17 protein-coding genes are annotated in these 21,758 nt (G+C 71.5%); 14 read left to right on the top strand and 3 right to left on the bottom strand.

Features of this window, described 5'->3' with window-relative positions:
- Positions 1-68 precede the first annotated feature (68 nt).
- A complete protein-coding gene (locus tag ACH4RC_RS25985; protein WP_398205236.1) occupies positions 69-617 on the bottom strand; it encodes a hypothetical protein in 549 nt (182 codons plus the stop codon).
- A 101-nt stretch (positions 618-718) separates the two neighbouring features.
- A complete protein-coding gene (locus ACH4RC_RS25980) occupies positions 719-1,726 on the bottom strand; it encodes a rod shape-determining protein (protein ID WP_398205234.1) in 1,008 nt (335 codons plus the stop codon).
- Between the two features lie 65 nt (positions 1,727-1,791).
- On the opposite strand from ACH4RC_RS25980, the gene ACH4RC_RS25975 reads away from it, so the two are divergent.
- The 10 genes from ACH4RC_RS25975 (at position 1,792) to ACH4RC_RS25930 (ending at position 14,749) form a co-directional block, all read left to right on the top strand.
- A complete protein-coding gene (locus ACH4RC_RS25975) occupies positions 1,792-3,336 on the top strand; it encodes a bifunctional folylpolyglutamate synthase/dihydrofolate synthase (RefSeq protein WP_398205232.1) in 1,545 nt (514 codons plus the stop codon).
- A 6-nt stretch (positions 3,337-3,342) separates the two neighbouring features.
- On the top strand, positions 3,343-3,687 hold the full coding sequence (locus ACH4RC_RS25970) for a DUF4233 domain-containing protein (protein ID WP_398205230.1): 345 nt from the start codon (positions 3,343-3,345) through the stop codon (positions 3,685-3,687).
- A 377-nt stretch (positions 3,688-4,064) separates the two neighbouring features.
- Positions 4,065-4,478 carry a nucleoside-diphosphate kinase gene (gene ndk / locus ACH4RC_RS25965; protein WP_398205229.1) on the top strand — a complete coding sequence of 138 codons (414 nt, stop codon included), beginning with the start codon at positions 4,065-4,067 and terminating at the stop codon, positions 4,476-4,478.
- Positions 4,479-4,818: 340 nt separating this feature from the next.
- Positions 4,819-5,838 (top strand): rod shape-determining protein, encoded by a 1,020-nt coding sequence (locus ACH4RC_RS25960; RefSeq protein ID WP_018531437.1) that lies wholly within the window; start codon positions 4,819-4,821, stop codon positions 5,836-5,838.
- A gap of 147 nt (positions 5,839-5,985) precedes the next feature.
- Entirely contained in the window at positions 5,986-6,936 is a 951-nt protein-coding gene (gene mreC, locus ACH4RC_RS25955; RefSeq protein ID WP_398205227.1) for a rod shape-determining protein MreC, read from the top strand.
- A gap of 18 nt (positions 6,937-6,954) precedes the next feature.
- Positions 6,955-7,629, top strand: a complete 675-nt coding sequence (gene mreD, locus ACH4RC_RS25950) for a rod shape-determining protein MreD (protein WP_398205225.1) — start codon at positions 6,955-6,957, stop codon at positions 7,627-7,629.
- A gap of 124 nt (positions 7,630-7,753) precedes the next feature.
- Positions 7,754-9,934 (top strand): penicillin-binding protein 2, encoded by a 2,181-nt coding sequence (mrdA, locus tag ACH4RC_RS25945; protein WP_398205223.1) that lies wholly within the window; start codon positions 7,754-7,756, stop codon positions 9,932-9,934.
- A gap of 5 nt (positions 9,935-9,939) precedes the next feature.
- Positions 9,940-11,139: a rod shape-determining protein RodA gene (rodA, locus tag ACH4RC_RS25940; protein WP_398205221.1), complete on the top strand. Its 1,200-nt coding sequence runs from the start codon at positions 9,940-9,942 to the stop codon at positions 11,137-11,139.
- A gap of 98 nt (positions 11,140-11,237) precedes the next feature.
- On the top strand, positions 11,238-12,752 hold the full coding sequence (locus tag ACH4RC_RS25935) for a CHAD domain-containing protein (RefSeq protein ID WP_398205219.1): 1,515 nt from the start codon (positions 11,238-11,240) through the stop codon (positions 12,750-12,752).
- A 41-nt stretch (positions 12,753-12,793) separates the two neighbouring features.
- Entirely contained in the window at positions 12,794-14,749 is a 1,956-nt protein-coding gene (locus ACH4RC_RS25930) for a TIGR03960 family B12-binding radical SAM protein (protein WP_398205217.1), read from the top strand.
- Positions 14,750-14,833: 84 nt separating this feature from the next.
- Here the strand turns inward: ACH4RC_RS25930 and ACH4RC_RS25925 are convergent, their stop codons facing one another.
- The gene (locus ACH4RC_RS25925; protein ID WP_398205215.1) at positions 14,834-15,421 is read right to left on the bottom strand and encodes a TerD family protein; all 588 of its coding nucleotides are present in this window, start codon (positions 15,419-15,421) and stop codon (positions 14,834-14,836) included.
- A 204-nt stretch (positions 15,422-15,625) separates the two neighbouring features.
- On the opposite strand from ACH4RC_RS25925, the gene ACH4RC_RS25920 reads away from it, so the two are divergent.
- The 4 genes from ACH4RC_RS25920 to rpmA all read left to right on the top strand — a co-directional run bounded on the left by ACH4RC_RS25920 (position 15,626) and on the right by rpmA (position 21,735).
- Positions 15,626-16,408 carry a TIGR03936 family radical SAM-associated protein gene (locus ACH4RC_RS25920; RefSeq protein WP_398205213.1) on the top strand — a complete coding sequence of 261 codons (783 nt, stop codon included), beginning with the start codon at positions 15,626-15,628 and terminating at the stop codon, positions 16,406-16,408.
- A 242-nt stretch (positions 16,409-16,650) separates the two neighbouring features.
- A complete protein-coding gene (locus ACH4RC_RS25915) occupies positions 16,651-20,904 on the top strand; it encodes an Rne/Rng family ribonuclease (protein WP_398205211.1) in 4,254 nt (1,417 codons plus the stop codon).
- 236 nt (positions 20,905-21,140) lie between these two features.
- Positions 21,141-21,461 carry a 50S ribosomal protein L21 gene (gene rplU, locus ACH4RC_RS25910; RefSeq protein ID WP_361075264.1) on the top strand — a complete coding sequence of 107 codons (321 nt, stop codon included), beginning with the start codon at positions 21,141-21,143 and terminating at the stop codon, positions 21,459-21,461.
- A 16-nt stretch (positions 21,462-21,477) separates the two neighbouring features.
- Positions 21,478-21,735 carry a 50S ribosomal protein L27 gene (gene rpmA / locus ACH4RC_RS25905; RefSeq protein ID WP_026245994.1) on the top strand — a complete coding sequence of 86 codons (258 nt, stop codon included), beginning with the start codon at positions 21,478-21,480 and terminating at the stop codon, positions 21,733-21,735.
- Positions 21,736-21,758: the final 23 nt, after the last annotated feature.

The raw sequence follows: 21,758 nt of genomic DNA, 5'->3' as shown, positions 1-21,758 counted from the left end.
GTAGGGCTACGCGGTCGAAGGCCCCGGAACCGAACGGTTCCGGGGCCTTCGGCCGTGGCGGGCCGGCGTCAGGACTTGCTCAGGCCCAGGTGCCGCAGTTCCACGTCGGCCAGCGCCGCGAGCACCGCCGGGTCCGCCTCCCGCCACCCCTCCGCGAGGCGGCCGGGCCCCGCGTCGGTGAAGCGGGCGAGTTCGTCGAGGGGGCGGACCAGGGCGCGCAGGGCGAGGAGTTCGCGGCCGTCCTCGGTGGCGGCCAGTTCGCGGGCGGCGGCGGCCTGCCGGGTCCAGCGGATGCGCCGCGGCAGCCACAGCGCGAGCAGCAGCCCGACCGGGACGACGAACAGGGCGGTCGCCGCGAGCACGGCGAGGGCCTGCACGGGCGCGGTCCCGGACGGCGCGGCGTCGGCGAGCCGGCCCCCGGCGTCGTGCAGGGTGCCGGTCATCCGGGGGCCGAGCAGCGGGAGTTCGGCGCGGTCGTGCGGGGCGGTCCTGCCGGGGAGGCCGATGAGCCGGTGCGCGGTCACCGCGGCCCCCGCCCACAGGGCGATCCAGAGCAGGGCCGCGCCGTCGCCGATGATCTGCCGTGCGCGGCGGCCGGGTTGTTGTGCGTACCACATGGCCCGATGGGTACACCGCGGGCGCGGGCCGAACGGGTCACCGCGCCGCAGGCCCGCGCGAAGATCCGCCGGAGGGCCCTACGCCCGTCCGCCCGAGGTGCTCAGGCCGCGCTCATCACCCGCTGCAACTCGTCGAAGTCCTCGACGCAGCGGCCGCAGCCCATGGCGACGCTGTTCAACGGGTCCTCCGCGACGAACACGGGGATGCCCGTCGCCGACGTCAGGCGCAGGTCGAGGCCGGGCAGCAGCGCGCCGCCGCCCGTCAGGACGATGCCGTGCTCCATGATGTCGCCGGACAGCTCGGGCGGGCACTCCTCCAGGGTGGCCCGCACCGCGGCGATGATCGCCTCGACCGGCTCGTCGAGGGCGCCCCGTACCTCCTGCACCGTCAGGTCGACGGTCTTGGGCAGCCCCGCGACCTTCTCGCGCCCGCGCACGGTGAACGCCCGCATCTCGAACGCCTCTTCGCCGGGCACGGGCCACGCCGAGCCGATGCCGACCTTGACGTCCTCCGCGGTGCGCTCCCCGATGAGCAGGCCGTGCGCCTTGCGTACGTGGTCGATGACGGCCTCGTCGAAGCGGTCGCCGCCGACCCGCAGCGACTGCGCGGTGACGACGCCGCCCAGCGAGATGACGGCGACCTCGGTGGTGCCGCCGCCGATGTCGACGACCATCGAGCCGCGCGGCTCGGCCACCGGCAGACCCGCCCCGATCGCCGCCGCCATCGGCTCCTCGATCAGGTGCACGGCGCGCGCCCCGGACCGCTGGGCGGCGTGCACGATGGCGCGCCGCTCGACGGGCGTGACCCCGCTCGGCACGCAGACGACCATGCGGGTACGCGGCCTGCGCCCCGGCACGGCCTTGCGGACGAAGTGCCGGATCATCTCCTCGGCGGCCTCGTAATCGCTGATGACGCCCCCGCGCAGCGGCCGGATCGCGGTGATGGTGCCGGGGGTGCGGCCGATGGTCTCCTTCGCCTCGCTGCCGACGGCGAGCACCCCGTGGCCGCCTTCCCTGACGGCGACGACCGAGGGCTCGTTCAGCACGATGCCCTGACCGCGTACGTAGAGGAGGGTGTTGGCGGTGCCGAGATCAATCCCTATGTCCATGATCGCCAAGTTTGCCATGGGTGGTGCCGTCGGTGCTGTCGGCGACCCTCCGTAGACTGGCGTACGTGAGTGACCTCCCCCCGCGCGACAGCAGCGACGACGAGACCGCCGGCGAGCCCGGCCCCGACGCCTTGGACGCCTTCGAGGAGATCGTGGGCGCCGAGACCGACCGCGACCCCGACCTCGCGGTGATCGAGGCGGGCAGCCGCACCCTGCGCGCCCGGGGCGGCGCGCCGCACGGCGACGACGTTCCCGCGCGCCCGCAGGACCCCGAGGTGGAGAAGGCGCTGCGCGCGGTCGAGGCCGATCTCGCCACGCGCTGGGGCGAGACGAAGCTGGAGCCGTCCGTCGCCCGCATCGCCGCCCTGATGGACGTGTTGGGCGAGCCGCAGCGCGCGTACCCCTCCATCCACATCACGGGGACGAACGGCAAGACGTCCACGGCCCGCATGATCGAGGCGCTGCTCGCCGCCTTCGACCTGCGCACCGGCCGCTACACGTCGCCGCACGTCCAGTCGGTCACCGAGCGCATCAGCCTGGACGGCGCCCCGATCCCGTACGAGCGGTTCATCGAGACGTTCGACGACATCAAGCCGTACGTCGAGATGGTCGACGCTCAGCAGGAGTTCCGGCTCTCCTTCTTCGAGGTGCTCACGGGCATGGCGTACGCGGCGTTCGCCGACGCGCCGGTGGACGTCGCGGTCGTCGAGGTCGGCATGGGCGGCAGCTGGGACGCGACGAACGTGATCGACGGCTCGGTCGCCGTCATCACCCCCATCGACCTCGACCACACGGACCGGCTCGGCTCCACGCCCGGCGAGATCGCGGGCGAGAAGTCCGGGATCATCAAGCAGGACGCGACCGTGATCATGGCGCAGCAGCCGGTCGACGCGGCGCAGGTCATCCTGAAGGCGGCCGTGGAGAAGGACGCGACGGTCGCGCGCGAGGGCCTCGAGTTCGGCGTGGTCGCGCGCCAGGTCGCCGTCGGCGGCCAGTTGGTGACGCTGCGCGGCCTGGGCGGTGAGTACGAGGAGATCTTCCTGCCGCTGCACGGCGCGCACCAGGCGCACAACGCGGCGGTGGCGCTGGCCGCGGTCGAGGCGTTCTTCGGCATCGGCTCGCAGCACGCGCGCCCGCTCGACATCGACACGATCCGCACGGCGTTCGCCTCGGTCACCTCGCCGGGCCGCCTGGAGGTCGTGCGGCGCTCGCCGACGGTCGTCCTCGACGCCGCGCACAACCCGGCGGGGGCGCGGGTCACCGCCGAGGCGATCAGTGAGGTCTTCGACTTCAGCCGGCTCGTCGGGGTCGTCGGGGCGAGCGCCGACAAGAACGTACGGGAGCTGCTCGAAGCGTTCGAGCCGATCTTCGCGGAGATCGTCGTCACGCAGAACTCCAGCCACCGGGCGATGGACGCGGACGAGCTGGCCGCCGTCGCGGTGGAGGTCTTCGGGGACGAGCGGGTGCAGGTCGAGCCGCGGCTCGACGACGCGTTGGAGGCCGCGATCACTCTTGCCGAGGAAGAGGGCGAGTTCGCGGGCGGGGGTGTGCTCGTCACCGGGTCCGTGATCACGGTCGGCGAGGCCAGGCTGTTGCTGGGGAAGGGCTGATCCGCTGTGCGTACGTTGTGTTCCTCGACCCTGATCGGTGAGTTCTTCCTGATCGGGTTCGCCGGGCTGGTGGCGATGAAGGACCCCGATCTGTCCTCCGGGGTGGTCTGGACGGTGTGCGGGGTCGCCATGGTGGTGAGCGTGCTGCTGTGCGGTGTGCTGTCGCGGCCGGGTGGTGTTCAGGCGGGCTGGGCGCTGCAGATCGCCTTGATCGTGAGCGGGTTCTGGGTGCCGCTGATGTTCTTCATGGGGGTCGTCTTCGCCGCGCTGTGGTGGGCCTCGGTCCATTTCGGGCGGAAGGTGGATGTGGCGAAGGCGAAGTGGGCCGAGCGGAACGCCAGCGCGGCGTAGGTCCGGTGGATCGCCGGGCGCGGCTTTCGTCGTGGCTGGTCGCGCGGTTCCCCGCGCCCCTGGAGTGCGCGCTGCGTGCGGCGCTCTCTCTCGTCGGAGGTTGCGGCGCCGTCGTGGTTGCTCGCGCAGTTCCCCGCGCCCCTGGGGTGCGCACTTCGTGCGCCGGCTCGGGGAGGCGCGGGTGAGGCGGGGCCCAGGGTGTTGCGGCGGAGCCGCATGCTTCGGGGGTGCGGGGCGGTATCGATCAGCGGCTCCGCCGTGGGGCGCGACCAGGCACGACGAGAGGCGCACTCGGCAACCTCCCGGCGGGCCCGCGGCGCGTCACCTGTAATCTCAGGCGCACCGCACCAACAGGCCGCACAAGGAGTCCAGCCAAAATGACCCAGCGCACGCTCGTCCTGCTCAAGCCCGACGCGGTCCGCCGCGGCCTGATCGGCGAGATCGTCGGCCGTATCGAGCGCAAGGCCGGCTGGACGATCAGCGCCCTGGAGCTGCGCAGCCTGAGCCAGGAGACGCTGGAGCAGCACTACGGCGAGCACAAGGGCAAGCCGTTCTACGAGCCGCTGGTCGCGTTCATGTCGTCGGGCCCGGTCGTCGCGCTGGTCGTCGAGGGCGAGCGCGTGATCGAGGGTGTACGCCAGTTGGCGGGTCCGACGGATCCGATCGCCGCCGCGCCGGGTTCGATCCGCGGCGACTTCGGTGTCATCGTCCGGGAGAACCTGATCCACGCCTCGGACTCGGAGGAGTCCGCCGCGCGCGAGCTGAAGATTTTCTTCCCGGGCCTGGTCTGACCCCTGTTCGAGCGGTGCGGTCTCGCCTGATGAGACCAGCTGTAACAACTTTCTGACGCCCTGTCAGGCGCCCGCCGCGACTGACCTGGAGCGGCCCGAGAAATTGGGCCGCTCTTTGGCATATGCGGCCCGATCGGGGGAACGCAACCCTCCGTCGGCACGTCCCCATTAGCGGGGCGGGGTTTCATCTGCTGACAATGGCGAAGACCCTCGCGCCGTGCCCGTGCAGGCGAGACTACGATGGAAGCCTCCACGCCACACGCGTCCACCTCTCGCCTACCTGACAAGCAATCACACGCTCCACTTGGGGAAGGCCAGACGAATCCTGATGGGGAACTCAATGTCGTTCATCGGCCGTGACATGGCTGTCGACCTCGGGACCGCCAACACGCTGGTGTACGTCAGGGGTCGAGGGATCGTGCTCAATGAGCCGTCCGTGGTCGCGATCAACACCAACACCGGTGGCATCCTCGCGGTCGGCGCCGAAGCCAAGAAGATGATCGGCCGTACGCCGGGCAACATCGTGGCGGTGCGTCCCCTGAAGGACGGCGTGATCGCCGACTTCGAGATCACCGAGCGGATGCTCCGCTACTTCATCCTGAAGATCCACAAGCGGCGCTACCTCGCCCGCCCCCGCGTGGTCGTGTGCGTGCCGTCCGGTATCACCGGCGTCGAGCGCCGCGCGGTCATCGAGGCCTCCTCGCAGGCCGGCGCCCGCCAGGTGCACATCATCGAGGAGCCCATGGCGGCCGCCATCGGCTCCGGCCTCCCGGTCCACGAGGCCACCGGCAACATGGTGGTGGACATCGGCGGCGGCACCACCGAGGTCGCCGTCATCTCGCTCGGCGGAATCGTCACGGCACAGTCCATCCGCGTCGCGGGCGACGAGCTGGACAACGCGATCATCCAGCACATCAAGAAGGAGTACTCGCTCCTCCTCGGTGAGCGCACCGCCGAACAGATCAAGATCACCATCGGCTCCGCGTACGACCTCGACTCCGACGAGCACACCGAGATCCGCGGCCGCGACCTCGTGTCGGGGCTGCCGAAGACCGTCGTCATCTCGGCGGCGGAGGTCCGCAAGGCCATCGAGGAACCGGTCAACGCGATCGTGGACGCGGTCAAGACCACCCTCGACAAGTGCCCGCCGGAGCTCTCCGGCGACGTCATGGACCGCGGCATCGTGCTGACCGGTGGCGGCGCCCTGCTGCGCGGCCTCGACGAGCGGCTGCGCCGCGAGACCGGCATGCCGATCCACATCGCCGAGGACCCGCTGGACAGCGTGGCGCTCGGCTCCGGAAAGTGCGTCGAGGAGTTCGAGGCCCTCCAGCAGGTGCTGGACGCCTCGCCCCGTAGATGATCAGGGTGCGTACACCCGAAAGGGCGGTCCGCCGTACGAGTGCCTGCCACTTCGTGCGGCGGATCGTTGATATATAGGCAGAGCATAAATCCCCAGAATCCGCCTGAATTCCCCCTGAATTCGATCGAGGAAGGCACGCCGCCGCACGTGAGGGACACACGAGAGAGCCGGCTGCTCCTGGTGCTGCTGGTCGCCATCGCGTTCGCACTGATCACGATGGACATCCGCGGCGGTGAGGACTCGCCGGTCGACGGTGCCCGCCAGGCCGCCGCCAAGGTCTTCGGCCCGGTGGAGAATGGCGTGTCCGGCGCGGTCGACCCCGTCGGCAACGCCATCGGCGCGGTCCGCGACTCCGGCGAGCGGCACGACCGCATCAGCCAACTGGAGCGCGAGAACGCCGCGTTGAAGGCCAGACTCGGCAGCGACGACCGCAACCGCAGCAAGATCCGCCAGCTCGACACCATGCTGAAGACGGCGGGCACGGGCCAGTACGGCATCAAGGGCGCCCAGGTCATCGCCATAGGGTCGGCGCAAGGTTTCTCCTGGACCGTCACCATCGACGCGGGCGCCGACGACGGCCTCAAGCGCGACATGACGGTGCTCAACGGGGACGGGCTCGTCGGCCGCGTCACCACCGTCGGCCCCAGCACGGCCACGGTGCTGCTCGCCAACGACCCGGACTTCACCGTCGGCACCCGCATGGAGAAGACCGACGAGCTCGGCTTCACCTCCGGGCAGGGCGACCGCCCGCTCCGCGTCCAGCTGCTCAACGGCAAGGCCAAGGTCAAGAAGGGCGACCGGCTCGTCACCTTCGGCTCCCAGGCCGACAAGCCGTTCGTGCCCGGCGTGCCCGTCGGCACGGTCGTCCGCGTCGATCCGTCCGGCGGCGACCTGACCCGTACCGTCTACGTCCAGCCCTACGTCGGGTTCACCAAGCTCGACGTCGTCGGCGTCGTCGTGCAGCCCCCGCGCACCGACCCCCGCGACACGGTCCTGCCGTCCAAGCCCGCCAAGCCGAAGCCCGCGCCGACGGTCACCGTCACCGTCACCCCGTCCGCGCCCGCGGGCGGCACCGCCGACAACGGCTACCAGCAGTAGTCAGGAGGAGCAAGACCCATGCGCTTCAACCGGATGCTGCTCTCCGCCGGCCTCGTCGTCGTCGCCCTCGTCGTCCAGGTCTGTGTCCTCGCCCGGCTCCAACTCCCGGGCGCCGTGCCGGACCTGCTGCTCCTGACCGTCCTCGGCCTCGCCCTGGTCTACGGCCATGTGGGCGGCGCCCTCGTCGGCTTCGGGGCCGGTCTCCTCGCCGACCTCGCCCCGCCCGCCGACCACGCCGCGGGCCGCTACGCCCTCGTGCTCTGCGTCATCGGCTACCTCGCCGGTCTCGCCAAGCCGGACAACGGGAAGCTGCGCTCGGCCGCCGGGCCCATGCTCGTGGTCGTCGCCGCCGCCGTCGGTACGACCCTGCTCTACGCGGGCGTCGGCGCCCTCGTCGGTGACACCGCCGCCCGCCACGTCGGCCTCGGCTCCCTGCTGTTCACCGCCGCGCTCTACGACCTGCTGCTCGCGCCCTTCGTCGTACCCGGCGTGATGGCGCTCGCCAGACGCGCCGAACACGATCCGCTCTCCGACACCTCCACCGGCTCCGCCAAGGCCGCCGACGTCTCCGCGGGCTGGCTCTCCACCGGGACCGGCCTGCGCATCGGCAACCAGCGCGGCGGACTGCGCACGAAGACCGCCAAGGCGCGCGCCGCCCGAGCCGGACGCATCAAGGGGGTCAAGCGCCTGTGAGTACCGGTCGGCCGGCGCCCGCGCCGCACAGCTTCCGCGTGTACAGGTACCCGTACACATACACGTACCCGTACCGGTACTCGCACACGTACCCGTACTCGTACTGAGAGGGGGGCCCACCACCGTGACCAACATCCCCGAGACGGGCCGGACACCGCGCGTCCAGATCCGGCTCATCGTCCTGCAGATCCTCGTCCTCTCCCTCCTGCTCACCCTCGGCGGCCGTCTCTGGTACCTCCAGATCCGCAACGGCGACGAGTACGCGAAGGAAGCCTCCGGCAACCACGTGCAGCAGGTCGTCACGCCCGCCGTGCGCGGCTCGATCCTCGACGCCCGCGGCGTGCCCATCGCCGACAACGAGACCCGGCTGGTGGTCTCCGCCTCCCGCACCGACCTGATGAAGATGGACGACGACGGCAAGGCGGTCCTCGCCAAGCTCGCCGCCGTCCTCGGTATGAAGGCCAAGGAGGTCGAGGAGAAGGTCCGGCTGTGCGATGCCAAGACGCCGCAGCCCTGCTGGAACGGCTCCCCGTACCAGCCCATCCCGATCACCGACGAGGCCACGCCCAAGCAGGCGCTGCAGATCCGCGAGCGCGGCGAGGACTTCCCCGGCATCACCGCCGAACCGACCGCCGTGCGCCGCTACGCGGGCCCCGGCGGCTCCAACACCGCGCAGGTCCTCGGCTACCTCTCCCCGGTCACCGACGCGGAGATCGAGAAGGCCAAGGACAGCGAATCGCCCTACCTCCGCTCCGACCAGGTCGGCCGCTCGGGCCTCGAGCGCACGTACGACAAGGAGCTGCGCGGCAAGGCGGGCGTCACCCGCTACGAGGTCGACAACCTCGGCCGCGTCATCGGCCGCGCCGACAGCGACAAGGCCGAGTCGGGGGCGAACGTCGTCACGTCGATAGACGCGCGCGTGCAGTCCGTCGCCGAGTACGAGCTGAACGAGGCGATGAAGGAGGCCCGCAAGGGCTTCGACAAGAACACCGGGACGAACTACAAGGCCGACTCCGGCGCCGTCGTCGTCCTGGAGGCCAAGACCGGCCGTGTCGTCGCCATGGCCTCCAACCCGTCCTACGACCCGAACGCCTGGGTCGGCGGCATCTCCGGCAAGGACTACGCCGACCTCACCGGCAAGAAGTCCAACTACCCGCTGTTGAACCGGGCCATCCAGGGCCAGGCGGCCCCCGGCTCGATCTTCAAGGTCATCTCGACGTCGGCGGCGGTCAAGGCCGGTTACGAGTTCAACGGGAGCTACCCGTGCACCAGCTCGTACTCGATCGGCGGCCAGGTCTTCAAGAACTTCGAGTCGGCGGACCACGGGTCGATCAACCTCGGCCGCGCCCTGGAGGTCTCCTGCGACACCGTCTTCTACGGCCTCGCGCACAACGAGTGGAAGAAGGACGGCGGCCTCAAGGGCAACAAGGACACCCAGGACTGGTTCTACAAGACCGCCCACCAGTTCGGCCTCGGCAAGGAGACCGGCATCGACCTGCCCAACGAGGTCACCGGCCGGGTCCCCGACCGCCAGTGGAAGCAGCGGTTCTGGAAGGCCAACAAGGACTCCTGGTGCAAGTCCGGCAAGAAGGACGGCGACTACGTCCAGAAGCTGAACTACGAGAACTGCCTCGAAGGCAACCTCATGCGCGCCGGTGACGCCGTCAACTACTCCATCGGCCAGGGCGACACCCTCGTCACGCCGATACAGATGGCGTCGATCTACGCCGCCATCTCCAACGGCGGCACCCTGCACCAGCCCGAGGTCGGCAAGGCGGTCGTCAGCGCCGACGGCAAGCAGGTCAGCGAGATCGAGCCGAAGACCAACGGCAAGCTCCCGATGAGCCACACGACCCGCGACCAGATCGACAAGGCCCTCGCGGGCGTGGCGACCCAGGGAACGGCCGCCTGGCGCTTCCAGAACTGGCCGCAGGACAAGATCCCCATGCACGCCAAGACCGGTACGGCCGAGGTCTACGGCAAGCAGACGACCTCGTGGTTCGCCACGTACACCAAGGACTACTCGATCGTCATGACGATCTCCCAGGGCGGTACGGGTTCGGGCGCGTCCGGCCCCGCCGTCCGCAAGATCTACGACGCGATGTACGGGCTCGACAGCAACGGCAAGCAGGACCTCAAGAAGGCGCTGCTGCCCAAGCCGCAGACCGCCCTGCCCAAGATCGACCGGGACGGTTCGATCGACGCGCCGGAGATCAAGCCGTACAAGCCGCAGAAGGAAGTGCCGCCCGAGCAGCAGCAACTGGCGGGCGCCCTGCCCGCGAACGCGTACGGCAGAAGGGACTGACCCGCATGGCCGGCACCAATGGCTTCTCCGTCTCCGGGTACGGTCCCCAGCGCTCCACCATGTCGCGGCTGCTCGCCCGTGACTCGCTGGTGCGGCGCCTCGACTGGCCGATACTGTTCTCCGCCCTCACCCTGTCGATGATCGGCGCGGCGCTCGTCTTCTCGGCGACGCGCAACCGCACCGAGCTCAACCAGGGCGACCCGTACTACTTCCTCCTCCGCCACCTGCTCAACACCGGCATAGGGCTCGCCCTGATGGCGGGGACGATCTGGCTCGGCCACCGCACCCTGCGCGGCGCCGTCCCGATCCTCTACGGCATCTCCGTCTTCCTGGTGCTGCTCGTCCTCACCCCGCTCGGCGCGACCGTCAACGGGGCGCACGCCTGGATCATCATCGGCGGCGGCTTCTCGCTCCAGCCCTCCGAGTTCGTGAAGATCACGATCATCCTGGGCATGGCGATGCTGCTCGCCGCGCGCGTGGACGCCGGTGACCGGGACCACCCCGACCACCGGACCGTCCTCCAGGCGCTCGGGCTCGCCGCCGTCCCCATGGCCGTCGTCATGCTCATGCCGGACCTCGGCTCCGTCATGGTCATGGTGATGATCGTGCTCGGCGTGCTGCTCTCCTCCGGCGCGTCGAACCGGTGGGTGCTCGGCCTCATCGGGGTCGGTGCGGCGGGCGCCGTGGCGGTGTGGCAGCTGGGCGTCCTGGACGACTACCAGATCGCCCGCTTCGCCGCCTTCGCCAACCCGGCGCTGGACCCGGCGGGCGTCGGCTACAACACCAACCAGGCACGCATCGCGATCGGGTCGGGCGGCCTGTCCGGCGCGGGCCTCTTCCACGGTTCCCAGACCACGGGCCAGTTCGTGCCCGAGCAGCAGACCGACTTCGTCTTCACGGTGGCCGGCGAGGAGCTCGGCTTCGTCGGAGCGGGCGCGATCATACTGCTGCTCGGCGTCGTCCTCTGGCGCGCCTGCCGCATCGCCCGCGAGACGACGGAGCTGTACGGCACGGTCGTCGCCGCCGGCATCATCGCCTGGTTCGCCTTCCAGGCGTTCGAGAACATCGGCATGACCCTCGGCATCATGCCGGTCGCGGGGCTGCCCCTGCCCTTCGTCTCGTACGGAGGATCGTCGATGTTCGCGGTGTGGGTGGCGGTGGGGCTGCTGCAGTCGATCCGGGTGCAACGGCCCTTGTCGGCGTAGACCTCCGGTGGTCCGCGGCTCCGGGCGCGCAGTCCCCCGCGCCCCTTCGGTGGCGCTGCCCCCTATCGGCGTTCAAAAGTGACGTCTAAATTCGAATCATGGCGGAGACGAAGCGCGAGATCGAGCGGAAGTACGACGCCCCGGACGAGGGCTTCCGGCTGCCGGACCTGCACAAGGTCCCAGGCGTCGCGGAGGTCGTCGACAAAGGTGTCGTCGAACTCGACGCCGTGTACTACGACACGCCGGATCAGCGGCTCGCCGCGCAGAAGATCACGCTGCGGCGGCGCACCGGCGGTGACGACGCGGGCTGGCATCTCAAGCTGCCCGTCGCGGTCACCGACGGCGTACGGGACGAGGTGCGGGCGCCGCTCTCCGACGAGGTGCCGCGCGCACTGACGGGGCTCGTGCGGTCCCGGGTGCGCGGCGCGCAGCTCGGCCCCGTCGTACGGCTGCGGTCGTCCCGTGACGTCACCCATCTGGCCGACGCCGGCGGCACCGTACTCGCCGAGGTCTGCGTCGACGCCGTACGCGCGGAGCGGATCGGCGGCGAGCAGGCCACCGAGTGGACGGAGATCGAGGTCGAGCTGGCCGACGACGGCGACCCCGCGTTCCTCGGCAAGGTCGAGAAGCGGCTCCGCAAGGCCGGGGTCGAGCGCTCCGCCGCCTCCTCGAAGCTGGCCCGCGCCATGGACGAGACCGGGATCCGCAGCCCGGAGACGCTCGTCGTGGCCAAGCCCGTCACCGCCGGGGAGCACATCCTCGCCCGGCTGCGCGAACAGCGTGACGCCCTCGTCGAACTGGACCCCGCCGTCCGCCGCGACCTGCCCGACGCCGTGCACCAGATGCGGGTCGCGACCCGGCGCCTTCGCAGCGTGTTCAAGACGTACAAGAAGGTCCTCGACCCGGCCGTGACGGAGCCGGTGGGGGAGGAGCTGAAGTGGCTCGCCGGGGAACTGGGCATCGACCGCGACCGCGAGGTGCTGACCGAGCGGCTCACCGCCCGGATCGACGCGCTGCCCCGCACCCTGCTGCTCGGCCCCGTACGCGGACGGCTGCGGTTCTGGGCCGTCGCCCGCCGCCTCGGCTCGCGCAGGCACACCGTCGCCGTGCTCGACGGCCGGCGCTACCTGGCGCTCCTCGAAACCCTCGACGCGCTGCTCGCCGCCCCGCCGCTGCTGCCCGCCGCCGACCGCCCGGCCGCGAAAGTGCTGGTCAAGGCGGCGCTCAAGGACCACGCCCGGCTCGCCGCCCGGGTCGAGCACGCCCTCTCCCTCGCACCCGGCACCGACCGCGACCACGCCCTGCACGACGCCCGCAAGGCCGCCAAACGCGCCCGGTACGCCGGGGAGACCGGCATCCCCGCGCTCGGCAAGCAGTCCAAGAAGTTCGCGAAGCGCGTCAAGAAGGTGCAGTCGGTGCTCGGTGACCACCAGGACTCCGTCGTCGCCCGCGAAGCGCTGCGCGACCTGGCGATCCAGGCGCACGCCGCCGGGGAGACCGCCTTCGCGTGGGGCCTGCTGTACGGGCAGGAGCAGGCGGCCGCGGCCGACGGTGAGCGCGCGCTGCCCGAGGTGTGGAAGCGGGCGGAGAAGCCGCGCTTGTCGGCGGGTTAGGCTTGAGGGTCACCCCTGCCAGCTCACAAAGGTCCACGGTTATGCCTGCCGAAGCCGCCGCCGCGGCACCCCAAGTGGTCGAGTCTGTGTTTCCGCAGCTCGAAGCGCTGCTCCCGCATGTGCAGAAGCCGATCCAGTACGTCGGCGGAGAACTGAACTCCACGGTCAAGCCGTGGGAGTCCGCCGATGTCCGCTGGGCGCTGATGTACCCGGACGCGTACGAGGTCGGTCTGCCCAACCAGGGCGTCATGATCCTCTACGAGGTCCTGAACGAGCGCGAGGGCGTCCTCGCCGAGCGCACCTACAGCGTCTGGCCGGACCTCGAAGCGCTGATGCGCGAGCACCAGGTGCCGCAGTTCACGGTCGACTCGCACCGCCCGGTCAAGGCGTTCGACGTCTTCGGCCTGAGCTTCTCCACCGAGCTCGGCTACACGAACATGCTGACCGCGCTCGACCTGGCGGGCATTCCGCTGGAGTCGAAGGACCGTACGCTCGACGACCCGATCGTCCTCGCGGGCGGCCACGCGGCGTTCAACCCGGAGCCGATCGCGGACTTCATCGACGCGGCGGTCATCGGCGACGGTGAGCAGGCCGTCCTCGACATGACCGAGATCATCCGCGCGTGGAAGGCCGAGGGCCGCCCCGGCGGCCGCGAGGAGGTGCTGTTCCGCCTCGCGAGGACGGGCAACATCTACGTGCCCGCGTTCTACGACGTCGAGTACCTGCCCGACGGGCGGATCGGCCGCATCGTGCCGAACAGGTCGGGCGTGCCGTGGCGGGTCTCCAAGCACACCGTCATGGACCTCGACGAGTGGCCGTACCCGAAGCAGCCGCTCGTACCGCTCGCCGAGACGGTCCACGAGCGGATGTCCGTCGAGATCTTCCGCGGCTGCACCCGCGGCTGCCGCTTCTGCCAGGCCGGCATGATCACGCGCCCCGTGCGGGAGCGAAGCATCACCGGCATCGGCGAGATGGTCGAGAAGGGTCTCAAGGCGACCGGCTTCGAGGAGGTCGGCCTGCTCTCGCTCTCCTCCGCTGACCACAGCGAGATCGGCGACATCGCCAAGGGCCTCGCGGACCGGTACGAGGAAGACAAGATCGGCCTCTCGCTCCCGTCCACCCGCGTCGACGCCTTCAACGTGGACCTGGCCAACGAGCTGACCCGCAACGGCCGCCGCTCGGGCCTCACCTTCGCCCCCGAGGGCGGCAGTGAGCGCATGCGCAAGGTCATCAACAAGATGGTCTCGGAAGAGGACCTCATCCGCACCGTCGCCACCGCGTACGGCAACGGCTGGCGTCAGGTGAAGCTGTACTTCATGTGCGGCCTGCCCACCGAGACCGACGAGGACGTCCTCCAGATCGCCGACATGGCGATGAACGTCATCCAGAAGGGCCGCGAGGTCTCCGGCGCCAACGACATCCGCTGCACGGTGTCGATCGGCGGGTTCGTGCCCAAGCCGCACACCCCGTTCCAGTGGGCGCCGCAGCTCTCCGCCGAGGAGACGGACGCCCGTCTCACGAAGCTCCGCGACAAGATCCGCGGCGACAAGAAGTACGGCCGCTCCATCGGCTTCCGCTACCACGACGGCAAGCCCGGCATCGTCGAGGGCCTCCTCTCCCGCGGCGACCGCCGCATCGGCGACGTCATCCGCGCGGTCTACGAGGACGGCGGCCGCTTCGACGGCTGGCGCGAGCACTTCAGCTACGACCGCTGGATGGAGTGCGCCGCCAGGACGCTGCCCGCCCACGGCGTCGACGTCGACTGGTACACGACGCGCGAGCGCACCTACGAGGAGGTCCTGCCCTGGGACCACCTGGACTCCGGTCTCGACAAGGACTGGCTCTGGGAGGACTGGCAGGACTCGCTCGACGAGACCGAGGTCGACGACTGCCGCTGGACACCCTGCTTCGACTGCGGCGTCTGCCCGGCGATGGACACGTCCATCCAGGTGGGCCCGACAGGCAAGAAGCTGCTGCCGCTGACGGTCGTGAAGTAGACCCCGCGTACGCGTACGTACGCGAAGGGGCGGCCGGTCGACTCCGACCGGCCGCCCCTTCGGCGTAAGCCCTGCGCGTGGGCGCTACTTGCTCACGGCGAACCGCATCAGGGCGACCTCGTCGCCCTGCTTGATCTTGCCCGTCGTGTTGATGACCTCGAGCTTCCAGGCGCCGCCCGGGGCGCGCACCGCCTTCGCCACCGCGCAGCCGTTGTCCGTGCTCATCATGGACGGCCAGATGTCGGCGACCTGCTGGCTGCTGCCGCCCGTGGCGTCATACACCTTGATGCTGACATTGCGCGCCTTCTGGAACGAGCTGCCCTTCTTGAACGCGGCGGCGACGAACACGATCGCCGTGATGTTCTGCGGGACGCGCGCGAACTCGACGGTGACCGTCTCGTCGTCCCCGTCACCCTTGCCCGTCTGGTTGTCACCCGAGTGCACCATCGAGCCGTTGCCCAGCGGGTCGAGCGAGTCGAGACCGGCCAGGCGCACCGGGTCGGCACCCTGCATCGCGATGGCGATCAGGTCCAGGTCCGTGCCCTGCTTGCGGCGCAGGGCGCCCATGACGCCGCCGCTGCTCCCGGAGGTGGGGTCCCACGAGACCCCGATGGACAGGTGCGTCACCCCGTCCAGGTCCGCCGGGCCGTCTTCCTTCGTGAGCGTGATCATGCGAGGAGCCCCCTCGTAGTGGCTGGTTACAAGCGCAGATTGTGCCTATACGACACGGTCAACGTCCATCGGTGCCCGTGAGTGCCCGTGCGGGGGAACCGGACGGCGCACGTGGACGTAGTCTTGGTAGCAGCACGACCGTACTCACGAAGGATCAGGACACTGGGCAAGCGACAGCCCGTAGGCCCGCCGCCCGCACCCGCGGTGCAGCGCATCCGACTGCGCTACACCAAGCGCGGCCGCCTCCGGTTCACCAGCCACCGAGACTTCCAGCGCGCCTTCGAGCGGGCGCTGCGCCGCGCCGAGGTGCCCATGGCGTACTCGGCGGGGTTCACGCCGCACCCGAAGGTGTCGTACGCCAATGCCGCACCCACCGGCACGGGCAGTGAGGCCGAGTACCTGGAGATCGCGCTCACCGCGCAGCGCGACCCCGACACGCTGCGGAAGCTGCTCGACGAGTCGATGCCCGTCGGCCTCGACATCGTCGACGCCGTCGAGGCCCGTACCTCGGGCCTCGCCGACCGGCTCGCCGCCTCCGTGTGGGAGCTGCGGCTCGACGGAGTGAGCGTCGAGGAGGCCGGGCGCGCCGCCGAGGCGTTCCGGGCCGCCGGGACCGTCGAGGTCCAGCGGCGGACGAAGAACGGCATCCGTACGTTCGACGCCCGTGAGGCTGTAGCGAGTCTCGAGGCCGCCGACGCGCAGGTCGATAGGCCCGGTGACAGGGCCTGTGCGATACTGCGGCTGGTTGTTCGGCACGTGACGCCTGCCGTACGACCCGACGACGTCCTGTCCGGTCTCCGCGCCGTGGCTGACCTGGCGCCGCCGGTCCCCGCAGCGGTGACCAGGCTGGCGCAGGGGCCTTTCGATGAAGAGACCGGCACGGTGACCGACCCGCTCGCGCCCGACCGCGAGGCAGTCCAGGCCCCCCGACCGGAGGCCACCGGAACTGCCGCCGCGACGGCGTCTGCCGTGGAAGGTCCCGCGTAAGGCGGTCGTCGTAGCGCCGCCCTCGTACTCGGGAGCCACCTGGGTCGGGCAGCGCACCCACCCAAGGACTTTCGCCAGGCCGTACGTACAAGGCGTACCGGAACCGGCGAGAACAGACAGAGAGCCCCCGTGCGGCGCCCGCGCCCCGGACCGGCGGCACCGCGCCAACCGCGCGAGCCGCAGGCGTCACCGGTCATCCGGATGAGGCGCGGCGCCCGGGGGCCGACGGGAGACACACCCGCATGCCCGAGCAGAACGAAGCCACCGGCCCCGAGCTGGACAGCCCCAGCGACACCCTGCCCCCGCGCCGTCGGCGCCGGGCCGCGTCGCGCCCCGCGGGTCCGCCCGCCGGCAAGGCCGCCGCTGTCGAGAGCGCGCCGGCCATACCGGCCGCCGCCGCGGACGCCGAGTCCGAGCCCGCCGCGTCCCCGGCCGCCGAGACGCCGGCGCAGGACGCCGCGCCCGCCGCCCGCCCGCGCCGCCGCGCCACCCGCCGCGCCTCCGCGCCGTCCGGCGCGCCCGTGCCGGCTGAGACGGCCGTGACGGATGAGACGTCCGCGCCGGCCGAGGCGGACGAGACCGTGCAGGCCGTCGCCGCCCCGGCCACCCCGCAGGAGCTCACCGAGCCCGCGGCGGAGGAGCCCGCCCCGCGCCGCAGCCGCCGCCGCGCCACGCGCGCCGTGTCGACACCGGTCGCCGAGCCGGGACAGAGCAGCGACTCGCAGAGCACGGAGCAGGCCGCGCCCGCCGAGGCCGCCCCCGCCGCCGAGCCGGAGGCCGCCGCCGAGGCGCCCGCGCCGCGCCGCCGCCGTGCCACGCGCGCCACGTCCGCGCCGACCGCCGAGGCCCCGGCCCCGGCCCAGGCCCCGGCCGAGACCGCGCCGGTCGCCGCCGAGCCGGAGGCCGCCGCCGAGGCGCCCGCGCCTCGTCGCCGCCGTGCCACCCGCGCCACGTCCACGCCGACCGCCGAGGCCCAGGCCCCGGCCCCGGCCGAGACCGCGCCGGTCGCCGCCGAGCCGGAGGCCGCCGCCGTCGCCGAGGAGCCCGCGCCGCGCCGCCGTCGCCGCGCCACCCGTACGGTCTCCGCGCCCACCGCCACCGCCGAGGCCACGGCGACTTCGGTGGCCGAAGAGGTCGCCGAGGCGCCGCAGGAGCCTGTCGTCGCCGAGCAGCCCGCCGCCGAGGAGCCGGCCGAGGACGCCGCGCCGCGCCGCGCCCGCCGCCGTGCCACCCGCGCCGTCGCCGCTCCGGAGGCCCCGGCCGCCGAGCCGGTGGCGGAGACCGCCGCGCAGGCCGAGGCCGCTGAGGAGCCCGCGCCGCGTGGCCGTCGCCGCGCCACCCGCAAGGCCGCCGGCGGCTTCGCCGAGCCGAAGGCCCAGCGGGCCGCGTCGAAGGCCCGCGACGAAGAGGGCGGGGGCCGTCCGAAGCGGCCGTCCGTCGCCGTCTTCCAGGCGCCCGTCTTCACCGAGCCGATGTTCCAGACGCCGGAGCGCGCCGCCGCCGCTGCCGCGGCCGAGGCCGCCGAGGAGGAGCCCGCGGCCGTCGAGCCCGCCGCCGGTGCCGCCGTCGTCGCCGCCGAGGAGGAGCAGGGGCCGCGCCGCCGCCGCCGCAAGCGCGGGGGTGACGAGCAGCAGCAGCCCGTCGAGCAGCCGCCCGTCGAGGCGGACACGCAGGTCGCGGCCGAGGATCCCGTCGAGCCCGCCGAGGCGGACGAGCCGGGCGACGACCTCGACGAGCACGACAACGAGAACGGTGACCGTCCGGCCCGTCGCCGCCGCCGCGGTGGCCGCCGCCGTCGCCGCGGCGACTCCGCCGACGCCGAGAACGAGCAGGACGAGCCCGGCGACACGGACGCCGACACCGACGCCGGGCAGGACGAGTCCGCCGACACGGACGGCGACACCGCCGCCGACAGCACGGACGACCACGCCGAGCAGGACGAGCACCACGGCCACGACGAGCGCGACGACAGCTCCGCCTCCGGGTCGAGCAGCAGCCGCCGTCGCCGTCGTCGCCGCCGCCGCGCCGGGGACGCCGCCCCCGAGAGCGAGCAGCAGGGCGCCGACGACCCGGAGCGCACGGTCGTCAAGGTCCGCGAGCCGCGCAAGAAGGACAGTTTCGCCGAGCGTGAGCGCTCGTCGACATCCTCGGACGAGGTGCAGTCCATCAAGGGCTCCACGCGTCTGGAGGCCAAGAAGCAGCGCCGCCGCGAAGGCCGCGAGCAGGGCCGCCGCCGCGTGCCGATCATCACCGAGGCCGAGTTCCTGGCGCGCCGCGAGGCCGTCGAGCGCGTGATGGTCGTCCGCCAGAACGGCGAGCGCACCCAGATCGGCGTGCTCGAGGACGACATCCTCGTCGAGCACTACGTCAACAAGGAGCAGTCGACCTCGTACGTCGGCAACGTCTACCTGGGCAAGGTCCAGAACGTGCTGCCGTCGATGGAGGCCGCCTTCATCGACATCGGCAAGGGCCGCAACGCCGTGCTCTACGCCGGTGAGGTCAACTTCGAGGCGCTCGGCATGGCCAACGGGCCGCGCCGCATCGAGACCGCCCTCAAGTCGGGCCAGTCCGTGCTCGTGCAGGTCACCAAGGACCCGATCGGCCACAAGGGCGCCCGCCTGACCAGCCAGATCTCGCTGCCCGGCCGCTACCTGGTCTACGTGCCCGAGGGCTCGATGACCGGCATCAGCCGCAAGCTCCCGGACACCGAGCGGGCGCGTCTGAAGACCATCCTCAAGAAGATCGTCCCCGAGGACGCGGGCGTCATCGTGCGCACCGCCGCCGAGGGCGCGAGCGAGGACGAGCTGAGCCGCGACGTCGAGCGTCTGCAGGCCCAGTGGGAGGACATCCAGAAGAAGGCCAAGCAGATCTCGACGTCGTCGCCGAGCCTGCTCTACGGCGAGCCGGACATGACCGTCCGCGTCGTGCGCGACATCTTCAACGAGGACTTCTCCAAGGTCATCGTCAGCGGTGACGAGGCGTGGGAGACCATCCACGGCTACGTCAACCACGTGGCGCCCGACCTGGCCGACCGCCTGAGCCGGTGGACCAGCGAGGTCGACGTCTTCGCGACGTACCGGATCGACGAGCAGCTCGCCAAGGCGCTCGACCGCAAGGTGTGGCTGCCCTCGGGCGGCTCCCTGGTGATCGACAAGACCGAGGCCATGATCGTCATCGACGTCAACACCGGTAAGTTCACCGGCCAGGGCGGCAACCTCGAGGAGACCGTCACCAGGAACAACCTGGAGGCGGCCGAGGAGATCGTGCGCCAGCTGCGCCTGCGCGACCTGGGCGGCATCGTCGTCATCGACTTCATCGACATGGTCCTGGAGTCCAACCGCGACCTGGTCCTGCGCCGCATGCTCGAATGCCTGGGCCGCGACCGCACCAAGCACCAGGTCGCCGAGGTCACCTCGCTCGGCCTGGTCCAGATGACCCGCAAGCGCGTCGGGCAGGGCCTTCTGGAGTCCTTCTCCGAGACCTGCGTGCACTGCAACGGGCGCGGCGTCATCGTCCACATGGAGCAGCCCGTGTCCGGCGGTTCCAACGGCGGCAAGCGCAAGAAGCGCCGCGGTGGCAACGGCGGGGAGCACGGCCAGGACCACGGTCACGAGCACAGCCACGACCAGGGTCACGAGCACGAGGCCGCGCAGGCCGCCGCCGAGCCGGTCGAGACCGAGGCGGAGGTCGCCGCGGAGGCGGCCGCCCCCAAGGCGCTCACCGAGCCCGAGTTCGCCCCGGACGAGGAGCTGTACTCCAGCGCCGCCGAGGCGGAGGCCGCGGCGAGCCGTGGTGGCCGTTCGCGTCGCCGTGCCACGCGCCGCGCGTCGGCCCCGGCGGGTGCGCCGAAGGAGCCGGTGGTCGCCGAGGCGCCCGAACCGCAGCCCGAGCCGGTCGTCGAGGCGCCCGCGCCTGAGCCCGTACGGGAACCCGTGCGGGACGAGGCTCCCGCGCCGCGTTCGCGTCGCCGTGCCACGCGCAAGGCGAGCGCGCCCGCCGGCGCCCCCAAGGCGTCCTCCGAGGAGGCCGCCGCGGTGACCGTCACCGAGCCGGTGAAGCCGGTGCGGGCCGAGGAGCCGGCCGCCGAGGCGCCCGTACAGGCCGAGCCCGCCCAGCAGGAGGCCCCCGCGCCGCGTCCGCGTCGCCGTGCCGTCCGTAAGGCCACCGCTCCCACCGCGTCCGAGGAGGCGGCCGTCCTGGTCGTTCCGTCGGCCACGGAGGAGGCCCCGAAGGCCGAGGCCGAGGCGGAGCCGGTGGAGACGGAGGGCGCCGAGGAGGCGCCCGCCGCCAAGAAGACGGCCCGCAAGACGGCCAAGAAGGCGACGGCGAAGAAGGCCGCCACCAAGAAGACCGCGGCCAAGAAGACGGCCGCGAAGAAGACGACGGCCAAGAAGGCGGCGAAGACCACCACCGCCAAGAAGACGGCCGCGAAGAAGACCGCGGCGGCCGGGCAGCAGGCGCCGTCCGGCGTCACGGCAGCGGCCGACGAGGCCTGACCCACCGGACGCCCCCGTACAGCGCACCGCTGTACGGGGGCGTCGTCCGTTCCGCGAAGGGCCGGTTTGACCCTTGTCGGGCCGGACCCGTAATCTTGACCGTCGGCGTGTCCATCGAGACGCCGCACTCCCGTAAACCTTTTTCCTCCGGGCGTATCCCCCTGGGATCTCCTGGAGAGGCCGCATCCGTGCGGCTGGACTGCGGGGGTCCCGTTCCGAGCGAAAGAGAGATCCGCGTGTACGCCATCGTGCGCAGCGGTGGTCGCCAGCACAAGGTTGCTGTCGACGACATCGTTGAGGTTGACAAGATCCCCACGGCCAAGGTCGGCGACACCGTAGAGCTCTCTACGCTGCTCGTTGTCGACGGCGACGCCGTGACCAGCGACCCGTGGGTGCTGGCCGGGATCAAGGTCCAGGCCGAGGTCGTGGACCACCACAAGGGCGCGAAGATCGACATCCTTCGCTACAAGAACAAGACCGGCTACCGCCGTCGTCAGGGCCACCGCCAGCAGTACACGGCGATCAAGGTCACTGAGATCCCCGCGGCTGCGAAGTAAGGGTAGGGACTGAGACATGGCACACAAGAAGGGCGCATCGTCCACTCGGAACGGGCGCGACTCCAATGCTCAGCGGCTCGGCGTGAAGCGCTTCGGCGGCCAGACCGTCAACGCCGGTGAGATCCTGGTCCGCCAGCGCGGCACCCACTTCCACCCGGGCAACGGTGTGGGTCGTGGCAAGGACGACACGCTGTTCGCGCTCGACGCCGGTGCGGTGGAGTTCGGTACCCACCGTGGCCGCAAGGTCGTGAACATCGTTCCGGTCGCCGCCTGACGGGCGTAGCAGACCAGTTCTTT

Source organism: Streptomyces sp. NPDC016845, assembly GCF_044332585.1.
GTDB lineage: Bacteria > Actinomycetota > Actinomycetes > Streptomycetales > Streptomycetaceae > Streptomyces.
Note: the sequence above shows the minus strand (reverse complement) of the source record. Positions and strands in the feature narration are given on the sequence as shown.